This is a genomic window from Amycolatopsis sp. NPDC004747, from assembly GCF_053601335.1.
The window spans coordinates 170428-193596 of record NZ_JBSGBQ010000001.1; the positions used below are offsets into that span (position 1 = coordinate 170428).

General features: G+C 71.6%; 20 protein-coding genes. 17 read left to right on the top strand and 3 right to left on the bottom strand.

The annotated features are described in order from the left end of the window. Positions 1-5: 5 nt before the first annotated feature. Positions 6-743 carry a GntR family transcriptional regulator gene (locus tag ACWEGE_RS00715; RefSeq protein WP_449658344.1) on the bottom strand — a complete coding sequence of 246 codons (738 nt, stop codon included), beginning with the start codon at positions 741-743 and terminating at the stop codon, positions 6-8. A gap of 252 nt (positions 744-995) precedes the next feature. Between ACWEGE_RS00715 and ACWEGE_RS00720 the strand changes: the two genes are divergently transcribed. The 16 genes from ACWEGE_RS00720 to ACWEGE_RS00795 all read left to right on the top strand — a co-directional run bounded on the left by ACWEGE_RS00720 (position 996) and on the right by ACWEGE_RS00795 (position 20458). Then, entirely contained in the window at positions 996-1985 is a 990-nt protein-coding gene (locus ACWEGE_RS00720) for a 2-dehydropantoate 2-reductase (RefSeq protein ID WP_449658345.1), read from the top strand. A 13-nt stretch (positions 1986-1998) separates the two neighbouring features. Then, the gene (locus tag ACWEGE_RS00725) at positions 1999-3921 is read left to right on the top strand and encodes a molybdopterin oxidoreductase family protein (RefSeq protein ID WP_449658346.1); all 1923 of its coding nucleotides are present in this window, start codon (positions 1999-2001) and stop codon (positions 3919-3921) included. Position 3922: 1 nt separating this feature from the next. Further along, the gene (locus ACWEGE_RS00730) at positions 3923-5665 is read left to right on the top strand and encodes an NAD(P)H-dependent oxidoreductase subunit E (protein ID WP_449658347.1); all 1743 of its coding nucleotides are present in this window, start codon (positions 3923-3925) and stop codon (positions 5663-5665) included. Continuing rightward, a complete protein-coding gene (locus tag ACWEGE_RS00735) occupies positions 5662-6519 on the top strand; it encodes a 2Fe-2S iron-sulfur cluster-binding protein (RefSeq protein ID WP_449658348.1) in 858 nt (285 codons plus the stop codon). Before ACWEGE_RS00730 ends, ACWEGE_RS00735 begins: the two co-directional genes overlap by 4 nt. 139 nt (positions 6520-6658) lie before the next feature. After that, positions 6659-7471 carry a hydroxypyruvate isomerase family protein gene (locus ACWEGE_RS00740; RefSeq protein WP_449658349.1) on the top strand — a complete coding sequence of 271 codons (813 nt, stop codon included), beginning with the start codon at positions 6659-6661 and terminating at the stop codon, positions 7469-7471. After that, complete coding sequence (locus ACWEGE_RS00745) at positions 7468-8355, top strand: NAD(P)-dependent oxidoreductase (protein ID WP_449658350.1); 888 nt, start codon at positions 7468-7470, stop codon at positions 8353-8355. The genes ACWEGE_RS00740 and ACWEGE_RS00745 overlap by 4 nt, the downstream gene beginning before the upstream one ends. Before the next feature lies 1 nt (position 8356). Next, entirely contained in the window at positions 8357-10045 is a 1689-nt protein-coding gene (gcl, locus tag ACWEGE_RS00750; protein ID WP_449658351.1) for a glyoxylate carboligase, read from the top strand. 193 nt (positions 10046-10238) lie between these two features. Further along, complete coding sequence (locus ACWEGE_RS00755; RefSeq protein ID WP_449658352.1) at positions 10239-11108, top strand: FAD binding domain-containing protein; 870 nt, start codon at positions 10239-10241, stop codon at positions 11106-11108. Next, the gene (locus tag ACWEGE_RS00760; RefSeq protein WP_449658353.1) at positions 11099-11569 is read left to right on the top strand and encodes a (2Fe-2S)-binding protein; all 471 of its coding nucleotides are present in this window, start codon (positions 11099-11101) and stop codon (positions 11567-11569) included. The genes ACWEGE_RS00755 and ACWEGE_RS00760 overlap by 10 nt, the downstream gene beginning before the upstream one ends. Beyond that, positions 11566-13857, top strand: coding sequence for a xanthine dehydrogenase subunit D (gene pucD / locus ACWEGE_RS00765; RefSeq protein ID WP_449658354.1), 2292 nt, complete (start codon positions 11566-11568; stop codon positions 13855-13857). The genes ACWEGE_RS00760 and pucD overlap by 4 nt, the downstream gene beginning before the upstream one ends. A gap of 1 nt (position 13858) precedes the next feature. After that, positions 13859-14341 (top strand): nucleoside deaminase, encoded by a 483-nt coding sequence (locus ACWEGE_RS00770; RefSeq protein WP_449658355.1) that lies wholly within the window; start codon positions 13859-13861, stop codon positions 14339-14341. 109 nt (positions 14342-14450) lie between these two features. After that, the gene (locus ACWEGE_RS00775) at positions 14451-15896 is read left to right on the top strand and encodes an NCS2 family permease (RefSeq protein ID WP_449658356.1); all 1446 of its coding nucleotides are present in this window, start codon (positions 14451-14453) and stop codon (positions 15894-15896) included. Positions 15897-15905: 9 nt separating this feature from the next. Next, complete coding sequence (locus ACWEGE_RS00780; protein ID WP_449658357.1) at positions 15906-16283, top strand: allophanate hydrolase-related protein; 378 nt, start codon at positions 15906-15908, stop codon at positions 16281-16283. Continuing rightward, on the top strand, positions 16280-17395 hold the full coding sequence (locus ACWEGE_RS00785) for a glycerate kinase (RefSeq protein WP_449658358.1): 1116 nt from the start codon (positions 16280-16282) through the stop codon (positions 17393-17395). Before ACWEGE_RS00780 ends, ACWEGE_RS00785 begins: the two co-directional genes overlap by 4 nt. 2 nt (positions 17396-17397) lie before the next feature. Beyond that, positions 17398-18093 (top strand): TetR/AcrR family transcriptional regulator, encoded by a 696-nt coding sequence (locus tag ACWEGE_RS00790; RefSeq protein WP_449658359.1) that lies wholly within the window; start codon positions 17398-17400, stop codon positions 18091-18093. A gap of 139 nt (positions 18094-18232) precedes the next feature. Next, positions 18233-20458 carry a glycoside hydrolase family 15 protein gene (locus tag ACWEGE_RS00795; RefSeq protein ID WP_449658360.1) on the top strand — a complete coding sequence of 742 codons (2226 nt, stop codon included), beginning with the start codon at positions 18233-18235 and terminating at the stop codon, positions 20456-20458. A 66-nt stretch (positions 20459-20524) separates the two neighbouring features. Here the strand turns inward: ACWEGE_RS00795 and ACWEGE_RS00800 are convergent, their stop codons facing one another. Continuing rightward, positions 20525-21394 (bottom strand): hypothetical protein, encoded by an 870-nt coding sequence (locus ACWEGE_RS00800; protein ID WP_449658361.1) that lies wholly within the window; start codon positions 21392-21394, stop codon positions 20525-20527. Then, positions 21391-22392, bottom strand: a complete 1002-nt coding sequence (locus tag ACWEGE_RS00805; RefSeq protein WP_449658362.1) for an SPFH domain-containing protein — start codon at positions 22390-22392, stop codon at positions 21391-21393. The genes ACWEGE_RS00800 and ACWEGE_RS00805 overlap by 4 nt, the downstream gene beginning before the upstream one ends. Positions 22393-22469: 77 nt before the next feature. Here ACWEGE_RS00805 and ACWEGE_RS00810 point away from each other — a divergent pair, with 77 nt between their 5' ends. Further along, a complete protein-coding gene (locus tag ACWEGE_RS00810; RefSeq protein WP_449658363.1) occupies positions 22470-23147 on the top strand; it encodes an NUDIX hydrolase in 678 nt (225 codons plus the stop codon). Positions 23148-23169: the final 22 nt, after the last annotated feature.

Genomic DNA, 23169 nt, shown 5'->3' on the forward strand with positions numbered 1-23169 from the left:
CACCGTCAGGACCGGGGAGCCTCCGTGCGTTCGTGGTAGGCCTGGCGGGTCCGTTCGGTGTGCTTGGCCATGATCTGCTCGGCCGCCCCGGTGTCGCCGTCGGAGATGGCGTGGATCAGCTCGTCGTGCTCGTTCCACGCGTCGCGGCCGCGGGGGCGGGCGATCGGCGTGTAGTACCAGCGGACCCGGCGGTCGACCAGGCCGATCAGCTCCGCGAGCACCGCGTTCCCGGACAGTTCGGTGATGAACGCGTGGAGGGCCGCGTTCGCCGCCACCAGGCCTTCGGTGTCCTCCGCGTGCAGCGCGTCGACCCCGGCCTGCTGCAGCTCCCACAGCCGCCGGACGTCGTCGGGTGTGGCGTTGCCGGCGGCGAGCTTCGCGGAGTGCGTCTCCAGCACGCTGCGGACGCTCAGCAGCTGGTCGGCCTCCTCGTCGGTGGGCAGGTGCACGAACGCGCCCTGGGCGGGACGGAGGTCGACCCAGCCTTCGCTCTGCAACCGCTGCAGGGCCTCGCGGACAGGCTGCCTGCTGACGCCCAGGTACTCGGCGAGATCGGCCTCGACCAGGTGCTGCCCGGGTTCGAGGGTGCGGTTGATGATCAGCTCAGCGAGCGCTTCGTAGACGACCTGCCGCAGCGGCGCGGGCCGCTCGACGCGCTTGGCGGCGGTCGAGCTGAGCGAGCCCTTGGCCGTGCGGCGGCCGGTCGGGCCGCGGTCGGGCAACGGAGAAGCGGGCTGGCTCACGGGACACCTCGAGTCGAAGAGAAGAGCGGTGATCGGCCACCAGGATACAGGTTTTGGTATGCAAAATCCCAGAACTCACCCGGCTAGGGGTGGCCGTGTGGCGAGGTGGATCAACCGCGGCCGAAGAAGTGACCCTGAGTGTCTGATTTGTCGGTCTTTGGTGCGCCGCCTGGGTGGTTTGGAAGAGAAAGCCTGGTCGCGGTAGAGGATCCAGGATACTGTATGCAATGTGGGGAACCTTGGAGGCGCAGAATGAAAGTGGCTGTTCTCGGGGCCGGGGCGATCGGCGCCTACGTCGGGGCCGCGCTGCACCGCGGCGGAACCGAGGTGCACCTGATCGCCCGCCGGGCCCACCTCGCGGCCATGCGCGAGCACGGCGTCCGCGTGCTCAGCCCGCGCGGCGACTTCACCGCCCACCCGCACGTCACGGACGACCCCGCCGAGGTGGGCGAGGCCGACTTCGTGTTCCTCGGCCTGAAAGCCAACTCCTACGCCACGTGCGGCGCCCTCCTCGCCCCGCTGCTCGGCCCGGAGACCGCGGTGGTGGCCGCGCAGAACGGCATCCCGTGGTGGTACTTCCACGGCCTGCGCGGCCACCCGCTCGAAGGGCAGCGGGTCGAGACCGTCGACCCCGGCGGCTCGGTGACCGCGGTGCTCGAGCTGCGCCGGGCGATCGGCTGCGTCGTCTACTGCTCGACGGTCATCGAGGAGCCGGGCGTCATCCGGCACCTCGAAGGCACCCGGTTCTCCCTCGGCGAACCGGACGGCAAAATCTCGGCGCGGGCCAAGGTGCTCAGCGCGGCGATGATCGCCGGCGGGCTGAAGGCGCCGGTCGAGGCCGACCTGCGCGACGACATCTGGATCAAGCTGATGGGCAACGTCGCCTTCAACCCGCTCTCGGCGCTGACCCGGGCGACCATGGCCCAGATGTGCGAGCACGAGGACACCCGCGAGCTCGTCGCCACGATGATGGCCGAAACGCTGGAGATCGCCCGCGCGGCCGGCGCCGACCCGCGGATCTCCGTGGAGAAGCGCATCGACGGCGCCCGGCGCGTCGGCCACCACAAGACGTCGATGCTGCAGGACCTGGAAGCGGGCAAGCCCCTCGAGATCGACGCGATCATCGGCGCGGTCGTCGAGCTGGCCGGCCTCACCGGCGTTCCCGCGCCCGCCCTGCGGCACGTCCACGCCGCCGTTTCCCTGCTCGACCGCACCAGCAACGTCCCCGTCGGGGCGCACTGACCGGAGGTCCCCCGTGAAGCGCAGGAACACCGAGCCGTACGTCCGGCTCACCCGGCCCCTGGTGCGCGATTCCGGCGTGCTGCGGCCGGCCACCTGGGAGGAGGCCCTCGACCGGGCCGCCGCCGGGATCCGCCGCACCCTGGACGCCAAGGGGCCCGAGGCGTTCGGGATGTTCTCGTGCGCCCGCGCCACCAACGAAATGAACTTCGTCGCGCAGAAGTTCACCCGGGCCGTGATCGGCACGAACAACGTCGACTCGTGCAACCGCACCTGCCACGCGCCGAGCGTCGCCGGGCTGGCCCGGGTGTTCGGCAGCGGCGGCGGCACGTCGTCCTACCAGGAGATCGAGGACGCGGACGTCATCGTGATCTGGGGCGGCAACCCCCGCGAAGCGCACCCGATCTTCTTCCACCACGTGCTCAAGGCCGTCCACAAGGGAGCGAAGCTGTTCGTCGTCGACCCGCGGCAGACCAGCACGGCGAGCTGGGCGCACCGGCAGCTGCAGCTCGAAGTCGGCACCGACATCCCGCTCGCGCACGCCATCGCCCGGGAGATCATCCACTCCGGACTGGCCAACACGACGTTCGTCGAACGCGCCACCGAGGGGTTCGCCGAGTTCGCCGCCTCGGTCGAACCGTGGACGCCGGAGGCCGCCGAAAAGACCACCGGCGTGCCGGCCGGGCTGATCCGCGAACTCGCCCACGCCTACGCCCGCGCCGACCGCGCCCAGCTGTCCTGGACCCTCGGCATCACCGAGCACCACAACGGCACCGACAACGTCCTCGCCCTGATCAACCTCGCCCTGCTGACCGGGCAGGTCGGCCGCTACGGCGCCGGGCTGAACCCCCTGCGCGGGCAGAACAACGTCCAGGGCGGCGGCGACATGGGTGCCATCCCGGACCGGCTGCCGGGCTTCCAGGACGTCCTCGACGCGAACGTCCGCGCGAAGTTCGACACGGCGTGGGGTTCGTCGATCCCGCCGCGCCCGGGCCTCAACCTCACGCAGATGCTCGACGCGATGGACCGCGGCGACCTGACGTGCGTGTACATCATCGGCGAGAACCCGGTGCAGTCCGAAGCGGACTGCGCGCACACGATCAAGCGGCTGGCCGACGTCGACCACCTGGTCGTGCAGGACATCTTCCTCACCAAGACCGCGCAGCTGGCCGACGTCGTGCTGCCGGCGACGGCGGCCTGGTGCGAAAGCGACGGGACCTTCACCAACTCCGAACGGCGGGTCCAGCGCGTCCGCAAGGCCCTCGAGCCGCCGGAAGGCGCCCGCGACGACATCGAGCTGCTGTCGGAGCTGGCTCGCCGGCTCGGGCACGACTGGTACTACACGGGCGGCGAAGAGGTCTGGGACGAGCTGCGGTCGCTGTCGCCGATGCACGCCGGTATGTCGTATGCACGGCTCGAAGAGCTCGACGGGATCCAATGGCCGTGCTACTCCGAAGACACCCTCGAACCGACGTTCCTGCACGCCCGGCTCTGGGCCGACGACCCGGCCGAACGCGGCCGCCCGGCACCGTTCACGGTCATCGGACACCGCCCGCCGGTCGACCTGCTCACCGAGGAGTTCCCGATCCGGCTCACCACCGGACGGCGGCTCGACTCCTACAACACCGGCGTCCAGTCCGGCGGGTTCCCGTCGCCACTGCGGCAGGGGGAGACCCTCGACCTCTGCCCCGAGGACGCGCGGTCGCTGGGCGTCGAGCCCGGCGAACTGGTCCGGATCTCGTCCCGGCGCGGGGAGATCGTCGCGCCGGTCCGGCTGGACAAGGGGCTGAAACCCGGGCTCGCGTTCATGACCTTCCACTTCCCGGACGAGGTCGACGTCAACGTCATCACCATCGAAGCCACCTGCCCGGTCGCCGGGACCGCCGAGTACAAGGCCGCGGCGATCCGCGTCGACAAGCTCCAGGAACTGGGAGCCTGAAGTGGACCTCAAGCTGCTGGACGCCGTCGCGTCGCGCGAAGAGCGGGAAGCGGTCGCCGGGTTCGCCGGCGGCGGCCGTGACCAGCTGCTCCCGGCCCTGCACGCGGTCAACGACCGGGTCGGCTGGATCAGCCAGGGCGCCCTCAACCTCATCTGCGAGACGCTGCACGTGCCGCCCGCCGACGCGTACGGCGTGGCGAGCTTCTACTCGCTGTTCGCGCTGGAGGAGCGCCCGGAGCGGGTGCTGCGCGTGTGCACCGACCTGGCCTGCCGGATCAGCGGAGCGCATACTGTATGCGATGTGCTGACTGAGCACGTCGGCGCCGCGGGGAAGGCACGCGGCGGGGTCACGTGGCTGCGCAGCCCGTGCCTCGGCGTCTGCGAGCGGGCCCCCGCGGCGCTGACGTTCCAGGCCGGCGACCCGGCGACGACCGAGCTGCTCGCCCCGGCGACCGGCGCCTCGGCCGTGCTCGCCGCCCGGCGGCTGCCCGCGGACGAAGGGGCGCCCCCGGTGATCCACCAGCGGGACGGCCTGCGGCTGCTGCGCCGGGTCGGGGTGGTCGATCCGTCCAGTGTGGACGACTACCGCGCGTCCGGCGGATATGCCGCCCTGCGCAACGCCTTGAAGATGGGCCAGGCCGCGGTGACCCGCGAGGTCACCGACTCGGGCCTGCTCGGCCGCGGCGGCGCCGCGTTCCCGACCGGGCGCAAGTGGGCGGCCACCGCCGCCCAGCCCGCCGGGCCGCACTACCTGGTGTGCAACGCCGACGAGAGCGAGCCCGGCACGTTCAAGGACCGGGTGATCCTGGAAGGCGACCCGTTCGCGCTGGTGGAGTCCATGACGATCACCGCCTTCGCCATCGGGGCCCGGCAGGGGTACGTCTACCTGCGCGGTGAGTATCCCCGGGCGCTCCGGCTGCTGCGGAACGCACTGGAGGTCTGCCGCGAACGCGGGTTCCTCGGCGTGGACATCATGGGACACCAGGGGTTCGCCTTCGACATCGAGATCCGGCGCGGCGCGGGCGCCTACATCTGCGGCGAGGAGACCGCGATCTTCAACTCGATCGAAGGCTTCCGCGGCGAACCCCGCACCAAACCGCCGTTCCCGGCCGAGCAGGGGCTGTTCGGCAAACCGACCGTGGTCAACAACGTCGAGACCCTGGTCAACGTGCCGCTGATCCTGACCCAAGGCGCGGCCGCCTACCGGGCCATCGGCACCGAGTCCTCGGCCGGGCCGAAGCTGTTCTGCCTGTCCGGCAACGTCGAACGACCGGGGGTATACGAAGTACCGTTCGGGACGACCCTGCGGGAGCTGCTGGCCATGGCCGGGGGAGTGCCGAAGGGCCGGTCGCTGCGGGCGGTGCTGCTGGGCGGCGCGGCCGGCGGGTTCGTCCGGCCGGACGAGCTGGACCTGCCGCTGACGTTCGAGGACGCGCGGGCGGCGAAGACGACCCTCGGCTCGGGCGTCGTCCTGGTCCTCGACGACCTGGCCGACCTCGGCGGGTTCCTGCTGCGGATCGCGGAGTTCTTCCGCGACGAGTCGTGCGGCCAGTGCGTCCCCTGCCGGATCGGGACCGTGCGCCAGGAAGAAGCCATCCGGCGCGTCCTCGCCGCCGGCACCGAGGAACGGCCGCTGCTCCGGGAAGTGGGCGGCGTCATGCGGGACTCGTCGATCTGCGGCCTCGGCCAGACCGCGTGGAACGCCATCGAGTCCGCCATCGACCGGCTGGGGGCCCTGCAATGAGCACTGTGGACCTCGGGCTGCCCAAGCGGATCGTCGAGTTCACTGTGGACGGTGAGCCGGTCCGCGCGCCCGAAGGCTCGACGATCCTCGACGCGTGCACGGCGGCGGGCAAGGCGATCCCGACGCTCTGCTACGGCGATACCCTGAAACCGGCGAACGCCTGCCGCGTCTGCATGGTCGAGGTCGAGGGTTCGCGGACGCTCGTGCCGTCGTGCTCGCGCAAGGCCGAGCCCGGCATGGTGGTGCACACCGATTCCGAACGGACGCGCACGAGCCGCAAGGTGGTCCTCGAACTCCTGGCCTCGGCGACGGACCTGTCGACGACGCCCGGTGTCGCGCAGTGGCTGGCGGAGACCGGCGCCGACCCGGACCGCTTCGGCCCGGACGCGGCGACAGTGGCCCAACCGGCCCTGGTGGACAACGAACTGTACGTCCGGGACTACGCGAAGTGCATCCTCTGCTACAAGTGCGTCGACGCGTGCGGCGACCAGTGGCAGAACTCGTTCGCGATCAGCGTGGCCGGCCGCGGCTTCGACGCCCGGATCTCGACGGAGTTCTCCAACCCCTTGCCGGACAGTGCCTGCGTGTACTGCGGCAACTGCGTCGAGGTCTGCCCGACCGGCGCGCTCGGCTTCAAGCGCGAGTACGACAAGCGCGAAGACGGTACCTGGGACGAGTCCCGGCAGAAGCGGACCACGACGGTCTGCACGTTCTGCGGGGTCGGCTGCACCCTGACGCTGCACGTCCAGGACAACGAGATCGTGAAGGTGACGTCTCCGCACGACAGCTCGGTCACCCACGGGAACCTCTGCATCAAGGGCCGCTTCGGCTGGCAGCACGTCCAGAACAAGTAGCGGTACCCGCTCGCGCGAAGGCGCCGTGACTCGCCCGAGTCGCGGCGCCTTCGCCGTCCGGGCGTTGACCCCGGCGCAGGGCAACGGCTATTCTCGATATGCGAAAGAAAAATTCCGGATAGCGAAATTCGAGGTCGCGATGCCTGAAGAGGGGCACTCCCTGCCGTACGTCGCCAACCTGTCGATCCTGTTCAAGGAGGTACCCCTCCTCGAGCGGGCCGCCGCCGCGCGGGACGCCGGGTTCACCGACGTCGAGTACTGGTGGCCGTTCGGCTCGGCGGTCCCCGCGCGCGACGAGGTCGACGCGTTCGTGCGCAGCCTCGACGGAGTCCGGTTGCGGGGGCTGAACTTCTACGCCGGGGACATGGCCGCGGGGGAGCGGGGCCTGGTGAGCTGGCTCGGCCGCGAGACCGAGTTCGCCGACAGCCTGGTCGTCGCCCTCGGCATCGCCGAGCGCACCGGCTGCCGCAGCTTCAACGCCCTCTACGGCAACCGGCTCGACGGCGAAGACCCGGCCAAGCAGGACGAGCTGGCCCGGGTGCACCTGGACAAGGCTGCCGACGCGGCCGCGCGCATCGGCGCGCAGCTGGTCCTCGAACCGCTCTCGGGCGCCGACCGCTACCCGCTCAAGACCGCCGCGGACGCCGTGGCCGTGCTCGACGACCTCGGGCGCGAAAACGTGCGGCTGCTGGCCGACCTGTACCACCTGGCCGTCAACGGCGACGACCTGGACGCACTCGCGGCGAAGCACCTCGCCCGGATCGGGCACGTGCAGATCGCCGACGCACCCGGCCGCCACCAGCCCGGCACCGGCGAGCTCGACATCGACGGGCACCTCGCGAAGCTGCAGAACGCGGGGTACGCGGGGTTCGTCGGGATCGAGTACGTCCCGGACCCCGACACCGTCACGTCGCTGGCCTGGCTGCCGAAAACCCGAAGGGGACGAGCATGAAACTGGGATTCATCGGACTGGGCGTGATGGGCGCCCCGATGGCCGCGCACCTGGCCGCAGCCGGCCACGACGTCGGCGGCTACGACGTCAACCCGGCCGCGGGGGAGAAGCTCGAAGCCGCCGGTGGCCGGGCGGCGACGGGCGTCGCCGACGCGGTGGCCGGTGCGGACGTCGTGATCACGATGCTGCCGAACCACCCGCAGGTCGAAGAGGTCGTGCTGGCCGCGGGTGGCGTGCTCGGCACCGCCGAGCCCGGCACGCTGCTGATCGACATGAGCACCATCCGGCCCGAGACGTCCGTCGCCGTCGCCGAAGCCGCGCGGGACAGGAAGATCCGCGTCCTCGACGCCCCCGTCTCGGGCGGCCAGGCCGGGGCCGAGCAGGCGTCGCTGTCCATCATGGTCGGTGGGCACGCGGAGGACTTCGAGGCCGCCAAGCCGGTCCTGGGCGCCGTCGGCAAGACGATCGTGCACGTCGGCCCGCACGGCGCCGGCCAGGTCGTCAAGGCCGCCAACCAGCTGGTCGTCGGCGGGATCTACGGCCTGGTCGCCGAGGCGATCGTGCTGCTCGAAGCGTCCGGTGTGGACGCTGCCACCGGCCTCGACGTGCTCGCCGGCGGGCTCGCGGGCAGCCGGATCCTCGAACTCAAGCGCCGGTCCATGGTGGACCGCCGGTTCGCCCCGGGCTTCCGGATCGACCTGCACCACAAGGACATGGGGATCGCGCTGGCCGCCGCCCGGCAGGCCGGCGTCGCGCTCCCGCTCACCGGGCTGGTCGCCCAGCTCGTCGCCGCCGGCCGCGCCATGGGGTACGGCTCCCTGGACCACTCGGCCTTGCTGAAGGTCGCCGAACAGTTGTCGGGCCGCGTCCCGGCGGAGGTGTGACATGCCCAGAATCCCCGCGATGCAGGCGGTCGTCGACGTCCTGGAAAGCGAAGGCGTCGACACCGTCTTCGGCTGCCCCGGCGCCGCGATCCTCCCGCTGTATAACGCCCTACAAGGCCGGGCCATCGAGCACCTGATCGTCCGCCACGAAGAAGGCGCAACGCACATGGCCGACGGCTGGGCGAGGACGAACGGCAGGGTCGGCGTCGCCATCGGCACGTCCGGACCGGCCGGGACGAACATGATCACCGGGCTCTACACCGCGCACGCGGACTCGATCCCGATGATCTGCATCACCGGCCAGGCGGCGACGACCAAGCTGCACCAGGAGGCGTTCCAGGCGGTCGACATCGTCGAGATCGCCAAGCCGGTGACGAAGTGGGCGGTGCAGGTCAAGGAGGCCGCCCAGCTGCCGTGGATCTTCCGCGAGGCGTTCCGCATCGCCCGCTCGGGCCGGCCCGGGCCGGTGCTCGTCGACCTGCCGATCGACGTCCAGAAGCAGGACATCGAGTGGGACTCCTCGATCGATTCGCCGCTGCCGGTGACCCGGGTGACCCCGGCGCCCGCACGGGTGGAGCGCGCGCTGGACCTGCTGCTGGCCGCGGAGCGCCCGCTGATCCTGGCCGGTGGCGGGGTCGTCCTCGGCGAGGCGAGCGAGCGGCTGCGGTCCGCCGCGGAACGCCTCGACGTCCCGGTCCAGGTGACGCTCATGGGCAAGGGCAGCTTCCCGGAGGACCACGAGCTGTTCGCCGGGATGGCCGGCATCCAGACGTCCCAGCGCTGGGCGAACGCGGCCTTCCTCGAGTCGGACCTGGTCCTGGCGCTGGGTGCCCGGTTCGGCGACCGGCACACCGGCGAGCTGTCGGTCTACCGCGGCGACCGGAAGTTCATCCACGTCGACATCGAGCCGACCCAGCTCGGCAAGGTGTTCGGCCCCGACCTCGGGATCGTCTCGGACACGCGGGAGTTCCTCGACGCGCTGCTGGTGGCGCTGGAGAAGCGGAAGCCGGTGCCGCGGCGGGAGTGGGTCGCCCGGATCGGCGAGCTGAAGGAGGCGCTGCCCCGCCGTGACGACTTCGACAGCCTGCCGATCAAGGCGCCGCGGGTGTTCAAGGAGATCAACGAAACGTTCGGCGAAGACACCTACTTCGTCACCGCGATCGGGCTCTACCAGATCTGGTCGGGCCAGTTCCAGCAGGCGCACAAGCCGCGGCACTACCAGGTGTGCGGCCAGGCCGGCCCGCTCGGCTGGGAGATCCCGGCCGCGATCGGGGTGAAGAAGGCGCGGCCGGAGGCGGAGGTCGTCGGCGTGGTCGGCGACTACTCGTTCCAGTTCCTGGTCGAGGAGCTGGCGGTCGCGGCGCAGTACGACGTCGGGTTCGTGCTGATCATGCTGAACAACGAGTACCTGGGGCTCATCCGCCAGGCCGAGACCGGCTACGAGATGAACTTCGAAGTCGACATCCACTACGACGCGATCGGCACGGACAACGTCAAGATCATGGAGGCCTACGGCTGTTCGGGCACTCGTGTGCACGAGCCCGGGGAGATCCGGACGTCCCTGGAGTGGGCGCGCAAGGAAGCCGAGCGCACCAGCCGCCCGGTCCTGGTGGAGATCATGATCGAGCGCGAGGGCAACGCCGCCATGGGCGCCGCGCTCGACGCCGTCAAGGAGTTCGAACCCGCGTAACACCCGCGTGACCACGGCCGCCGCACGAGACCTGACCCCGTGCGGCGGCCTTTCCGCGCCCGCGATCGAGGGGTTGGAGAAAAGTACAAACGCGGGCCGGAAATTCACCCGTCTTTCAGGGGTTTTGCCGTGGTCGCGGCCACACGTCAGCGTGTGTACTTCTTCACGAAGCAGCCCCGAAAGGACGTCCACAGTGGAATTCCTCCGACCCGCCTCGCTGGCCGACGCGCTCGCCGCGCGGGCCGCGAACCCCGGTGCGGTGCCGATCGCCGGCGGCACGGACGTGATGGTCGAGCTCAACTTCGACCACCGCCGTCCCGAAGCCCTGCTCGACCTCGGGCGCGTCCCCGAGCTGCACGAGCACGGCACCGACGGCGGCCGGATCCGGATCGGCGCGGCCGTTCCCTACACCCGGATCATCGCCGAGCTGGGCGCGCAGCTGCCCGGGCTGGCGATGGCCGCGCGGACCGTCGGGTCCCCGCAGATCCGCAACCGCGGTTCCGTCGGGGGCAACCTGGGCGCAGCTTCGCCCGCGGGTGACTCGCACCCGGCGCTGCTGGCCGCCGGTGCCGAGGTCGAAATCGCCTCCGTCCGCGGGACCCGGATCGTCGCGGCGAAGGACTTCTACACCGGCGTGAAGCGGAACGTCCTGGCGGCGGACGAGCTGATCACGGCCGTGCTCGTCGAACCGGCCACCGGGCCGCAGCAGTTCAGCAAGATCGGCACCCGCAACGCGATGGTCATCGCGGTCGCGGCCTTCGGGCTGGCGCTGCACCCCGCCGAAAAGCGCGTCGGCACCGGGGTCGGCTCGGCCGCGCCCACCCCTCGCCGGGCTTTCGAAGCCGAAGAGTTCCTGGCCGGGGAGCTGGACTGGGAGTCGCCGCGGGCGTTGACCGACTCGGTGAAGCGCCGCTTCGGCGACCTGGTCGCCGGAGCCGCGTCGCCGATCGACGACGTCCGGGGGAGTGCGGCCTACCGCCGGCACGCGCTGGGGGTCATGGCGCGAAGGACGCTGACCTGGGCTTGGACCGAATACTGCGAGGGGAGCGCGAAGTGCGCGTGAACGTCACCGTCAACGGCGAGCACCGCCGGGCGGACAACGTCTGGGAAGGCGAGAGCCTGCTGTACGTGCTGCGCGAGCGGCTCGGCCTGCCGGGCTCGAAAAACGCCTGCGAACAGGGCGAATGCGGCTCCTGCACGGTCTACCTCGACGGCGTCCCGGCGTGCGCGTGCCTGGTCGCGGCCGGGCAGGCCGAGGGCCGCGAGGTCGTCACGGTCGAAGGGCTGGCCGAGGGGGAAGCCCTCGACCCGGTGCAGGACTCGTTCGTCGAAAAGGGCGCCGTCCAGTGCGGGTTCTGCACGCCCGGCTTGCTGGTCGCCGCGCACGACCTGATCGAGCGGGTCCCGGACCCCTCCGACGTCGAGATCCGCGAGGCCCTCGCCGGGAACCTCTGCCGCTGCACCGGCTACGAGAAGATCCTCGACGCCGTGCGGGACGCCGCCGCGAAGAAGGCCGTCCGATGAGCGCGCCGGCCCGCTCGCCGCAGGAGCTGCACGAGACGATCGCCGGCGGCATCGGGGAGAGCCCGCTGCGCCCGGACGGCACGCTCAAGGTCCGCGGCGAGTTCGCCTATTCCTCGGACCTGTGGCACGAGGACATGCTGTGGGGCGCCACCCTGCGCAGCCCGCACCCGCACGCCCGGATCGTCCGCCTCGACGTCTCCCGCGCGCTGGCCCAGCCGGGCGTGCACGCGGTCCTCACCCACGAGGACGTCCCGGGCGAGAACGTCTACGGCCTCAAGTTCCAGGACACCCCGGCGCTGGCCGACGGCCTGGTCCGGTACCAGGGCGAACCGGTCGCCATCCTGGCCGCCGACCACCCGGAGACCGCCCGGCAGGCGCTCAAGGAGATCGTCGTCGAGTACGACGTCCTCGAGCCGATCACCGACCCGGAGCGGGCCGCGCACGACGAGACCCTGCCGAAGCTGCACCCGGGCGGGAACCTGGTCCGCCACCAGCGGATCGTCAAGGGCGACCCGGCCGCCACCGCGGACGTGGTCGTGTCCGGCGTCTACGAGATCGGCATGCAGGACCAGGCGTTCCTCGGCCCGGAGTCGGGGCTGGCGGTGCCTGCCGAAGACGGCGGCGTCGACCTCTACCTGGCCACCCAATGGCTGCACGTCGACCAGCGCCAGACGGCGAAGGCGCTGGGCCTGCCGCTGGAGAAGGTCCGGTTGACGCTGTCCGGGGTCGGCGGCGCGTTCGGCGGCCGCGAGGACCTGTCGATGCAGATCCACTCCTGCATGCTCGCGCTGCGCACCGGCCGACCGGTCAAGATGGTGTACAACCGGCTGGAGTCGTTCTTCGGGCACGTGCACCGCCACCCGGCGAAAATGTACTACGAGCACGGGGCGACGAAGGACGGCAAGCTCGTGTACGTCCGCGCCAAGCTGTACTTCGACGGCGGCGCGTACGCGTCCAAGACCCCGGTCGTGGTCGGCAACGGCACCACGCTGAGCGTCGGCCCATACGATGTACCGAACGCCCACATCGAGGGCTGGGGTGTATACACCAACAACCCGACCTGCGGTGCGATGCGCGGTCTCGGCGCGGTGCAGCCGACGTACGCCTACGAGTCCCAGATGGACAAACTGGCGGCCGCACTGGACATGGACCCGGCCGAGCTGCGGATCCGCAACGCGCTGAGCGAAGGGTCCACTGTGGTCACCGGGCAGGTGGTCGACTTCCCGGCGCCGGTGGCGGAACTCGTCCAGCGCGTCCGCGACCTGCCGCTGCCGCCCGTGCCGGCCGGCGCCCGCGACATCCGCGAGCTCCCCGGCGGCGCGTCCAACACCACCCACGGCGAAGGCGTCGTCCGCGGGGTCGGCTACGGCGTGACGATCAAGAACATCTCCTACGCCGAAGGCCTGGACGACTACTCGACCGCCCGCGTCCGGCTGGAGGTGATCGGCGGCGAAGCGGTGGCGATGGTGCACACCGCCGCGGCCGAGGTCGGCCAGGGCCTGGTGACGCTGCAGCAGCAGATCGCCCGCACCGAGCTGGGCGTGACGCGGGTGAGCGTGCACCCGGCCGACACGAGCGTCGGCGACGCGGGATCCAGTTCGGCGTCGCGCCAGACGTACGTCACCGGCGGCGCGGTCCGCAACGCCTGCCGCGCGGTCGCGGATACGGTATGCAGTCGCCTTGGCGTTTCCGGGGAGGGCATGACCCTCACCGGCGGCAAGGTGGTCGCCGCCGACGGCGAAGTCGTCGCGGACCTCGCCGAGCTGCTGGGGGACACCGCGATCGAGGAGACCCGCGAGTTCCACCACCGCAAGACCTACCCGCTCGACCCGGAGACCGGTCAGGGCGACGCCCACGTCCAGTACGGCTTCTCCGCCCACCGCGCGGTGGTCGACGTCGACCTGGACCTCGGCCTGGTCAAGGTGGTGCAGCTCGACTGCGCCCAGGACGTCGGCAAGGCGATGAACCCCGACGCCGTCGTCGCCCAGATCCAGGGCGGCTCGGCACAGGGCCTCGGCCTCGCCGTGATGGAGGAGATCCTGGTCGAGGGCGGGAAGGTGCGGAACCCGTCGTTCACCGACTACCTCATCCCGACCATCCTCGACATGCCGCCGATGCGGGTCGAGGTCCTCGAACGGCCCGACCCGCACGCGCCCTACGGCGTCCGCGGCGTCGGCGAGCCGCCCACGATCTCGGCCACGCCCGCGATCGCCAACGCCATCCGCGCGGCCACCGGCCTCGAGCTGCCGCGCGTCCCGATCCGCCCCGAGCACATCACCGGAGTCTGAGATGACCACGTCGATTTCCGTCGAGCAGGCCTGGCTGGACGAAGCCGTCCGCATCGCCACGCACAACGTCGAGAACGGCGGCGGCCCGTTCGGCGCGCTGATCGTCCGCGACGGCGAGGTCGTCGCCACCGGCGTCAACCGCGTCACGGCGAACCTCGACCCGACCGCGCACGCCGAAGTGGTCGCGATCCGCGCGGCCTGCCAGGCGCTCGGCACGTTCAAGCTCGACGGGTGCGTGCTCGTCTCCAGCTGCGAGCCGTGCCCGATGTGCCTGTCCTCGGCGCTGTGGGCGCGCGTGGACAAGGTCGTCTTCGCCGCCGACCGCGACGACGCGGCCAAGGCCGGCTTCGACGACCGCGCCTTCTACGAACTCTTCGACCGTCCCCGCGAAACGTGGACGGTACCCGTGACCCGACTGTCCGCAACGGACGGTTTCGCGCCGTTCGCGGCCTGGCTCGACAAGGCCGACCGCACCGACTACTGACCCACAAGGCCAGCTGACCGGAGCACAACCGAATCGAACGTCCCGCTCGGCCAGGCACGGCGTGGTGCCTGGCCCTGGCCGAGCACACCCACCGGCAAGGGCAGGACGCATGACCCAGACCGAAGTCCCCACCCCCGTAGTCGACGAAGTACTCGCACAACGCCGAACTTTTCTCGAGCGGCTCTTCGAGCTGCGCGCCCGCCAGACCACGATCGGCCGCGAAGTCCGCGGCGGCGTCACCACCTTCGTGGCGATGGCCTACATCGTGCTGCTCAACCCGCTCATCCTCGGCGCCTCCGCCGACATCACCGGCGCCCGGCTGTCGGCGGCGCAGGTGACCACCGCGACCGCGCTGGCCGCCGCCGTGATGACCGTCCTCATGGGACTCGTCGGCAACGCGCCCCTCGCGCTGGCCGCCGGCCTCGGCATCAACGGCATCGTCGCCTTCCAGATGGCGCCGTCGATGACCTGGGCGCAGGCGTTCGGGCTGGTCGTGCTCGAAGGCGTGTGCATCGTGCTGATGGCCGTCAGCGGGGTCCGCGAACGGATCATGAACGCCATCCCGCGGCCGCTCAAGATGGCGATCACCGTCGGGATCGGGCTCTACATCGCCCTGGTCGGGCTGGTCAGCGCCGGGTTCGTAACCAGGATGCCGGACTCCGCGCAGACCACGGTCCCGGTACGCCTCGGGGCGAGCGGGCACCTGCACGGCTGGCCGATCGTCGTGTTCTGCTTCGGGCTGCTGCTGATGATCGTGCTGATGGCCCGCAAGGTCCCGGGTGCGGTGCTGATCAGCATCGGCGTGGCCACGGTGTTCGCGGTCGTGCTGCACGAGGCGTTCGGTGTCGGCGGCTGGGGCCTGACCACCCCGGCCCTGCCCGAGCACGTGGTCGCCGCCCCCGACTTCGGGCTCTTCGGTCATGTCGACCTGTTCGGCGGGTTCGCCTCGGCGGGCGCGCTCGCGGCCACCGTCTTCCTGTTCACGCTGGTGCTGTCCGGCTTCTTCGACGCGATGGGCACGATCACCAGCGTCTCCGCCGAAGCCGGGCTGTCGAAGAACGGGAAAGTGCCGCGGATGGGCCGGATCCTGCTGGTCGACGGCGCGGGTGCGATCGCGGGCGGCGTCACCGGCTCGTCGCCGAACACCGTGTTCCTCGAGTCCGCGGCCGGCGTCGGCGAAGGTGCCCGAACGGGGCTGGCGAGCCTCGTCACCGGCCTGCTGTTCGCCGGGACGCTGCTGTTCACGCCACTCGCCGGAGTCGTCCCGGCCCAGGCCGCGGCGCCCGCGCTGGTGGTCATCGGCGGCATGATGGTCGCGCAGTGCCGCACCATCCCGTGGCACGACCCGGACTACACGATCCCGGTGTTCCTCACCGCGGCCCTGATCCCGTTCACCTACTCGATCACCAACGGCGTCGGCGCCGGCCTGATCGCGTTCGTCCTGATCAAGATCGGCCGCGGCAAGTGGCGCGAGGCAGGCTGGCTGCTATCCCTGCTGGCGCTGGTCTTCGCGGTGTACTTCGCCATCGACGGTGTCGAAACCCTTTTCCGGTAAGGAGTTCCCGTGCCCCTGATGTTCTTCAACGGCGGCGCCATGCGCGGCGAGCCGCTGCACCACCTGCTCGACGGATCGCCGTTCGTGGCGGTGGCGGACACCGCGCCGAAGTACCGGTTCTACGCCGTCGGCGACCAGTGCCCGGCGCTGTACCCGGTGTCGCACGGCGGCGCGGCGGTCACCGGCGAGGTGTACGACGTCTCCCTGGACGCCCTGCGGGACCGGGTGCTGCCGGCCGAGCCGCACGAGCTGGAGCTGGGCGTGGTGGAGCTGGCCGACGGCAGTTCGGCGTTCGCGATGCTGCTGCGGCGGCCCTACACCTCGCACGTCGCCCTGCGGGACATCACCGAGATCGGCGACTGGCGGGCCTTCAAGGCGAGCGCGTGAAGGTCCTCCTCGCCCCGGACAAGTTCAAGGGGTCCCTGACCGCGGGGGAGGTGGCGTCGGCGGTGGCGTCGGGCATCGCCGACGTCGACCCCGCGGCGGTGGTGCGGACCCTCCCGGTGGCCGACGGCGGCGAGGGGACGGTCGACGCCGCCGTCGCCGCCGGGTACGAACGGGTGCGAGTGCCCGCCCGCGGCCCGACGGGAGCCCCGGTGACGGCGTGCTACGCGGTGCGCGGGGACACCGCGGTGGTCGAGCTGGCCGAGGCGTCCGGGCTGCACCGCCTGCCCGGCGCCCCGGCCCCGCTCACCGCGACCAGCGCGGGAACGGGGGACGTCATCGCGGCGGCCGTGCGGGCCGGGTGCCGCCGGATCGTGCTCGGGCTCGGCGGCAGCGCCTGCACCGACGGTGGCGCGGGCATGCTGGCCGCACTGGGCGCCCGGCTCCTCGACGACACCGGCCGCGAGCTCCCGTCCGGAGGTGCGGCCCTGTCCCGGCTCGCCTCGCTGGACCCGCCGGACCTGTCCGAAGTGGACATCGAGCTGGCGAGCGACGTGGACAACCCCCTCTGCGGACCACGCGGGGCGGCGCTGGTCTACGGCCCGCAGAAGGGCGCGTCCCCCGGCGACGTCGAGATCCTGGACGCGGCGTTGCGCCACTGGGCTTCGGTCGCCGGCCCGGAGTACGCCGAACGCCCGGGCGCCGGAGCGGCCGGGGGAGTGGGTTTTGCGGCGATGGCCGTGCTGGGCGCCCGCATGCGGCCGGGCATCGAGCTCCTGCTCGACCTCCTCGGCTTCGACGCGGCCCTGGCCGGAGCCTCTCTGGTGATCACCGGCGAGGGATCACTCGACAGCCAGACGCTGGCCGGCAAGGCCCCGGCAGGAGTGGCCCGGGCCGCGGCGGCCCGGGGTGTCCCGTGCGTGACGGTGTCCGGACGCTGCCTGCTGTCCTCGGACGAGCTGGCGAAGGCGGGCATCTCGGCCGCGTACGCGCTGACGGACCTGGAGCCGGACCCGGCGCGCTGCATGGCGGAGGCGGCACCGCTGCTGCGCCGCCTCGCCCACCGCGTGGCCATCGACCGAATAGTCGATACCGAAGATTTGTTACCATCGTAACCGTGGCGACGAAGACGGCGGAGGACACGCGCGGACGCATCCTCGAGGCGGCGGCGGCCCTGCTGGTGACGGAGGGCCGCGACGGCCTGTCGACCCGCGCGGTGAGCGCGGCGGCGGGCGTCCAGCCACCGGCGCTGTACCGCCTCTTCGGTGACAAGGACGGCCTGCTCGACGCGGTCGCGGCGTACGGTTTCGACGAGTACCTGAAGAGCAAGCGCGCCATGGGGTCGACGGACGACCCGGTCGAGGACCTCCGCAACGGCTGGAACCTGCACATCGAGTTCGGCCTGTCCCGCCCCGAGTTCTACGTGCTCATGTACGGCGACGCCCGGCCGGGCCGCACCTCGCCGGCGGCCCGCGAAGCGGAGGCCATGCTGCGGAGCAAGGTCGAGCGCGTGGCGGCGGCGGGCCGGCTCCGGGTGAGTGTCGACCGAGCGGCCAGGCTGGTGCACTCGGCGGGAATGGGCGTGGTGCTGACCCAGATCGCCACCCCGGAGAACGAGCGGGACCAGGAGCTGTCGCCGACGGCCCGCGAGACGGTGCTGGCCCGCATCCTCACCGGCACACCGGAACCGGCGGGATCGGACCTGCCGGAGCGGGCCATCGCCCTGCGGGCGGGACTGGACGGCGCCACGGCACTGACCAAGGCCGAGCGAACCCTCCTGGCCGAGTGGCTGGACCGCATAGCCGACGCATAAAGCTCGATGGAACCCGGCGACGCCCGCAACCCGGCACCTGAATCGATCCAGCCCAATCGGACATTGCTTGTCACTCCGCGAAGCCGCAATATGTTGCGACCCGCAACATATTGAACGACAACGCCGTCGGAGGACCCCGATGATCAGGTGGAAAGCCGCCCTGGCCTGCGCAGGAACCACCATCCTGCTGGCCGCAACCCTGCAGGGCACAGCGGCCGCGACCGGAACGGCAACGGACTGCTGCGGCGGTGGAGCCTCCTGGGCGACGGGCAACAAGTCGGCACTGGGTACATCCACCACCACCGCCAGCCCGGTCTGGTTCACCGTCGCGAACGGCGTCACCTCCGAGGTCTTCTACCCCCGAGCGGACGTCCCCAACACCCAGGACGTGCAGTACGTCGTCACGGACGGCGCAACGTTCGTGGACCTGGAGCGCGACGCCACCGACCACGTCGTGACCATGCCCGACGAGAAGGCACTCCAGTACACGATCACGAACACGGCGAAGAGCGGCAAGTACCGGATCACCACCGACTACGTCACCGACCCGGCGCGGGCCACCCTGGTCACGAACACCCGCTTCCAGTCCCTGGACGGCGGCACGTACCGCCTCTACCTCCTGGCCAACCCCTCGATGGCCGGCGGCGGGGCGAACGACAACGCCTGGTGGGACTCGACCGGAGCCCTGATGGCGAGCGGAACCGAAACGCTGTTCGGCGGAACCCCCACCACGGTCGTCTCCGCACTGCGCGCCTCGACCGGCTTCACGGCGCACGACAACGGCTACACCGGCGCGGCCAGCGACTGCCTGGTCGACCTCCGCGCGGACAAGACCCTGAACAACCAGTTCGACACCATCGCCGGCACCGGCAACGTGGTCCAGTGCGGCCAGATCCCGGTGGGAACGGACACGACGTTCACCGTCGCCCTCGGCTTCGGCGCCACGGCGGCCGCCGCCTCCTCGGCCGCGAGCGGATCGCTGGCCGGCGGCTTCGCCGCGGTGTCGGCGTCCTACCGCAGCGGCTGGAACTCCTACGTCGGCAGCCTGAAACCCGCTCCGGCGAGCATCTCCGGCGACACGCAACGGCGCCGCACCTACTACGTGGCGGCGATGGCGCTGAAGACGGCGGAAGACAAGCAGCACCCCGGCGCGAGCGTCGCGGGCCTGGCCACCCCGTGGGGCGACTTCACCAACGGCGACCACCTCAACGACGGCTACCACCGGGTCTGGGGCCGTGACCTCTACCAGCAGGCGACCGGCCTCCTGGCCGCGGGCGACAGCGCCCAGGCCAAGCGGATGGCCCAGTTCCTCTGGAACGCCCAGTGGATCGGCAGCCCCACCGCCGGCGACGGCACGACCTACCCGGCGGGCTCGTTCCCGCGCTACAGCCCGGTTTCCGGCGTCGCGGGGGCGAGCGCCCAGCAGCTCGGCTGCTGCGAACAGCTGGACCAGGACGCCAACGCGATCCTGCTGGCCTGGCTGACCGGCGTCACCGACGCCTCGACCTACGTCAAGATCAAGACGACGGCGAACCACATCGTCGCCACCGGCCCGGACACCACCGAGCGCTGGGAGGAGCAGTACGGCAAGTCGCCGTCGTCGGTGGCCGCGGAGATCGCCGGGTTGATCGCGGCCGGCGCCGTCGCGCGGGCCAACGGCGACACCGCGAGCGCGGCGTCGTGGGAGTCCACAGCGGACTCCTGGCGGAATTCCCTGGCCGGCTGGACCGTGACGACGTCGGGCTACTGGGGCGGCCACACCTACTACGAACGCCTCGACCGGGCCGGCAACCCGAACGACACCGCCACGATCTGCTTCGACGAAGGCTGCTTCTACGAGCACGACGTCACCGACTTCGGCTTCCTCGACCTGGTCCGCCTCGGCATCCGCCCGGCCGGGGACGCGACGATCGCGAACTCGGTGGCCCCCACGGCCGCCGCTTCCGACGGCAACTCGGCGGTGCAGGTGACGCTCCCGAACGGCGACGTCTACTTCCACCGCTACCCGCACGACAACTACGGCGAAAGCACCGCCAACTGCAGCGGCTGGCCGGCCGGCGCCACCCAGCGCTTCGGGCGGCTGTGGCCGGTGCTGTCGGGGGAGCGCGGGCAGTACGAGCTCGCCAACGGCCGTTCGGCGGCGGTGTACCTGAAGTCCATGGCGGACTCGGTCAACGACGGCTACTTCGTGCCCGAGCAGGTCTGGGACCGCGCGGACGTCGGCTGCTTCGGGCTCGGCCGCCCGACCGGCAGCGCGGGCCCGCTGATGTGGGCCGAGGGTCAGTACCTGCGGCTGGCCCAGAACATGGACGCGGGCCGCAACCTCGACACCCCGTCGATCGTCAAGTCCCGCTACGGCACCTGATCCCTCGTCGTGTCGTCCCTCCAGGCACGCGTGTCGTCCGTCCGAGCACGCGTGTCGTCCGTTCCGTCACCGCACCAGGCGGACGGTCTTCGCCGCGGGAGCGAAGGTCGCCGTCTGGCCGCGGGTGAGGGCGACGGTGTCGGCTTCGAGGCCGTCGCCGAACGCGACCAGCCGGTCGGATTCGACCTCGACCGTCAGCGGCGCCCGCGTCAGTTCCCCTTCGGTGCACGCGGTCCCGGTCGACGGTGACGGCCACGCTTCCCGCACGAACCAGACCAGCCGGGCCTCGCCGGGGGCCGGCAGGGGCAGGCCGCTGCGGCGTTCCCGCCACACCGACCCGCACCAGCCGGTGGCCCCGGTGCCCGTGCCGACCAGGATCCCCGACGACGCCTGGCGTTCCGCCCGCCCGCCACCGACCCCCAGCCGGTAGCGGGCCGTCTGGTGCCCGGCGTGCCCGAGGTAGATCTCGTTGAGGGCGAGCAGCCGCTGGCCGTCGTCCGCGGTGAGTTCGGCCATCGTCCGGTGCTCGACGTCGGTCGTGGACCGGATCAGGTCCGCGACGGCCTCGACCGGGTGCTTGACGAGGACGCCGGGTTCGCCCGGCGCGACGCCGATCACCGGCTGGCCGTCGAGGTACTTGGCCACGTTGGCGACCAGGCCGTCCTGTCCGACCACGACGACGACGTCCTCCGGGGTGAACAGGAACCGGTCGAGGTCCGCGCGTTCGACCTCGCCGCGGCGCCAGTCCAGCGGGATGGCCGCACTGGCCGCGGCGAGCGCGGCGCGCAGGGCCGTGTCCGCCGCCGTCACCTCGGCGAGGTCGCGCCCGCGGGTGCGCAGGAAGAACTCGGCCTGGCCGCGGGTGCCGTGGCGGGCGACGAGCTCGGCCAGCTCGGTGCGGCGGTGGACGAGCACGACCCGCGGGGCGAGGCTCACGAGCGGATGCCCAGCTTCGTCAGCAGCGGCGCGAGCAGGTCCGGGGTGAGGACCAGGCTCTCGATCTGCGGCAGGTTCCCGGCCAGCTCCTTCAGGGCCAGCCCGGTCAGCACACCCTCGGGCAGGTCGCGGTACGCCGCGAGCCGGGCCGCCTCGCCCGCCGCTTCCGCTTCGCCGAGCGCACGCTGTCCGTCGGCCTTCACCTGCGTCAGCCGCTCTTCACGCGAAGCCTGCGCCTCGGTCTCGATCCGGTTCGCCGCCGCGGCTTCTTCGGCCTGGCGCCGAGCGTTCGCGCCGCGTTGGGCGAGCAGCTGTTCCTCCCGGCGGGCCAGCTCGATCTGGTTCTGCAGCTCGTTCTCGCTGATCGCGCGTTCGCGTTCGACGGCGAGCGCGCGCCGCTCGAAGGTGGCGCGGTCGGCCTCCTGCTGCACCTTCTCCCGCGCGGTCGTCTGCAGCGCCTTCTCGACGTCGGCCTCGGCCCGGATCGCGACGACGCGGACGTCGATCACCGCCGAGCCGGTCTGCGCGAGCCGGGTGTCCTCGTCGGCCAGGCCGGCGCGGATCCGGTCGCGGACCGCGCGGACGCCGTCGACGAGCGCGGTGGCCAGGGGCGTGCGCGTCAGCACCTCGAGCGCGTACTGCTGGACGTTTTCGGTCAGCAGCCCGCTGATCTGCGCCAGTGGATCGCTTCTCCAGCGGCCGGTGTCCGGGTCGATGGAGAAGTCGATGCGCTGCGCGGCCAGCGCCGGGTCCTCGATCCGGAAGGTGAGGGCGAGCTGGACGGTGACGTCCTGGAAGTCGGCCGTGCGGGCGTGGAACAGCAGGGGGAGTTCGCGGTCGTCGACCGGTACCTCCGAGACGACTGCCGTCAGCGGCCGGTACCAGAACGACAGCCCGACGCCGTCGTGCGCGAGCTTGCCGCGGCGGTAGTGCCGGATGTGCACGGTGGGGGCACCGCGCAGGTGCCGGAACCCGAACCGGCGGTCGATGTCGGCCATGGAGCCCTCCTCTTATCGTCGTGGTGACGATATGGGGTGGACTGGCTAATCGTCAAGCTGACGATTAGGGTGGTGACATGGGACACCCGCCGTTCGCCGTCACTGTGGACCTCGTCGTGCTCACCTTGACCGGCGACGAGCTGTGCGCGCTGCTGGTCCGCCGGGGCGTGGAGCCGTACCTGGGGGAGTGGGCGCTGCCCGGCGGCTTCGTCGGCGAGGACGAGGACCTGGCGGAGGCGGCGCGGCGCGAGCTGGCGGAGGAGACGGGACTGGCGCCGGGAACCGTCCACATCGAACAGCTGGCCGGCTACGGCGCCCCCGGCCGCGACCCGCGGATGCGGGTCGTGACGGTGGCGTACCTGGCACTGGCGCCGGACCTGCCGGTGCCGCGCGCGGGCACAGACGCGGCGGAGGCGCGGTGGGCCCCGGTCCGGTCACTGCGGGCCGAGCGCCTGGCGTTCGACCACGACCGCATCCTGGCCGACGGGGTGGAGCGCGCCCGGGCGAAACTCGAGTATTCCCCGCTGGCCACGGCGTTCTGCGCACCGGAGTTCACGGTCGCCGAGCTGCGCCGGGTGTACGAGCTGGTGTGGGACACCCGGTTGGACCCGCGCAACTTCCACCGCAAGGTGACGGGAGCGGAGGGCCTCCTGGAGCCGACGGGCCGGACAACCACCCGCGACGGCGGCCGCCCGGCCCGGCTGTACCGGCGGGGATCGGCGGAGGTGCTCTATCCGCCGATGCTGCGAAACTGACGGCGGGGCTGCTGATCGGGCC

Excerpts from the sequence above, each read along its gene's own strand:
- ACWEGE_RS00720 (WP_449658345.1), top strand. The coding sequence starts at position 996 with ATGAAAGTGGCTGTTCTCGGGGCCGGGGCGATCGGCGCCTACGTCGGG.
- ACWEGE_RS00735 (WP_449658348.1), top strand. The coding sequence starts at position 5,662 with ATGAGCACTGTGGACCTCGGGCTGCCCAAGCGGATCGTCGAGTTCACT.
- ACWEGE_RS00740 (WP_449658349.1), top strand. The coding sequence starts at position 6,659 with ATGCCTGAAGAGGGGCACTCCCTGCCGTACGTCGCCAACCTGTCGATC.
- ACWEGE_RS00745 (WP_449658350.1), top strand. The coding sequence starts at position 7,468 with ATGAAACTGGGATTCATCGGACTGGGCGTGATGGGCGCCCCGATGGCC.
- gcl (WP_449658351.1), top strand. The coding sequence starts at position 8,357 with ATGCCCAGAATCCCCGCGATGCAGGCGGTCGTCGACGTCCTGGAAAGC.
- pucD (WP_449658354.1), top strand. The coding sequence starts at position 11,566 with ATGAGCGCGCCGGCCCGCTCGCCGCAGGAGCTGCACGAGACGATCGCC.
- ACWEGE_RS00770 (WP_449658355.1), top strand. The coding sequence starts at position 13,859 with ATGACCACGTCGATTTCCGTCGAGCAGGCCTGGCTGGACGAAGCCGTC.
- ACWEGE_RS00775 (WP_449658356.1), top strand. The coding sequence starts at position 14,451 with ATGACCCAGACCGAAGTCCCCACCCCCGTAGTCGACGAAGTACTCGCA.
- ACWEGE_RS00795 (WP_449658360.1), top strand. The coding sequence starts at position 18,233 with ATGATCAGGTGGAAAGCCGCCCTGGCCTGCGCAGGAACCACCATCCTG.
- ACWEGE_RS00805 (WP_449658362.1), bottom strand. The coding sequence starts at position 22,392 with ATGGCCGACATCGACCGCCGGTTCGGGTTCCGGCACCTGCGCGGTGCC.
- ACWEGE_RS00810 (WP_449658363.1), top strand. The coding sequence starts at position 22,470 with ATGGGACACCCGCCGTTCGCCGTCACTGTGGACCTCGTCGTGCTCACC.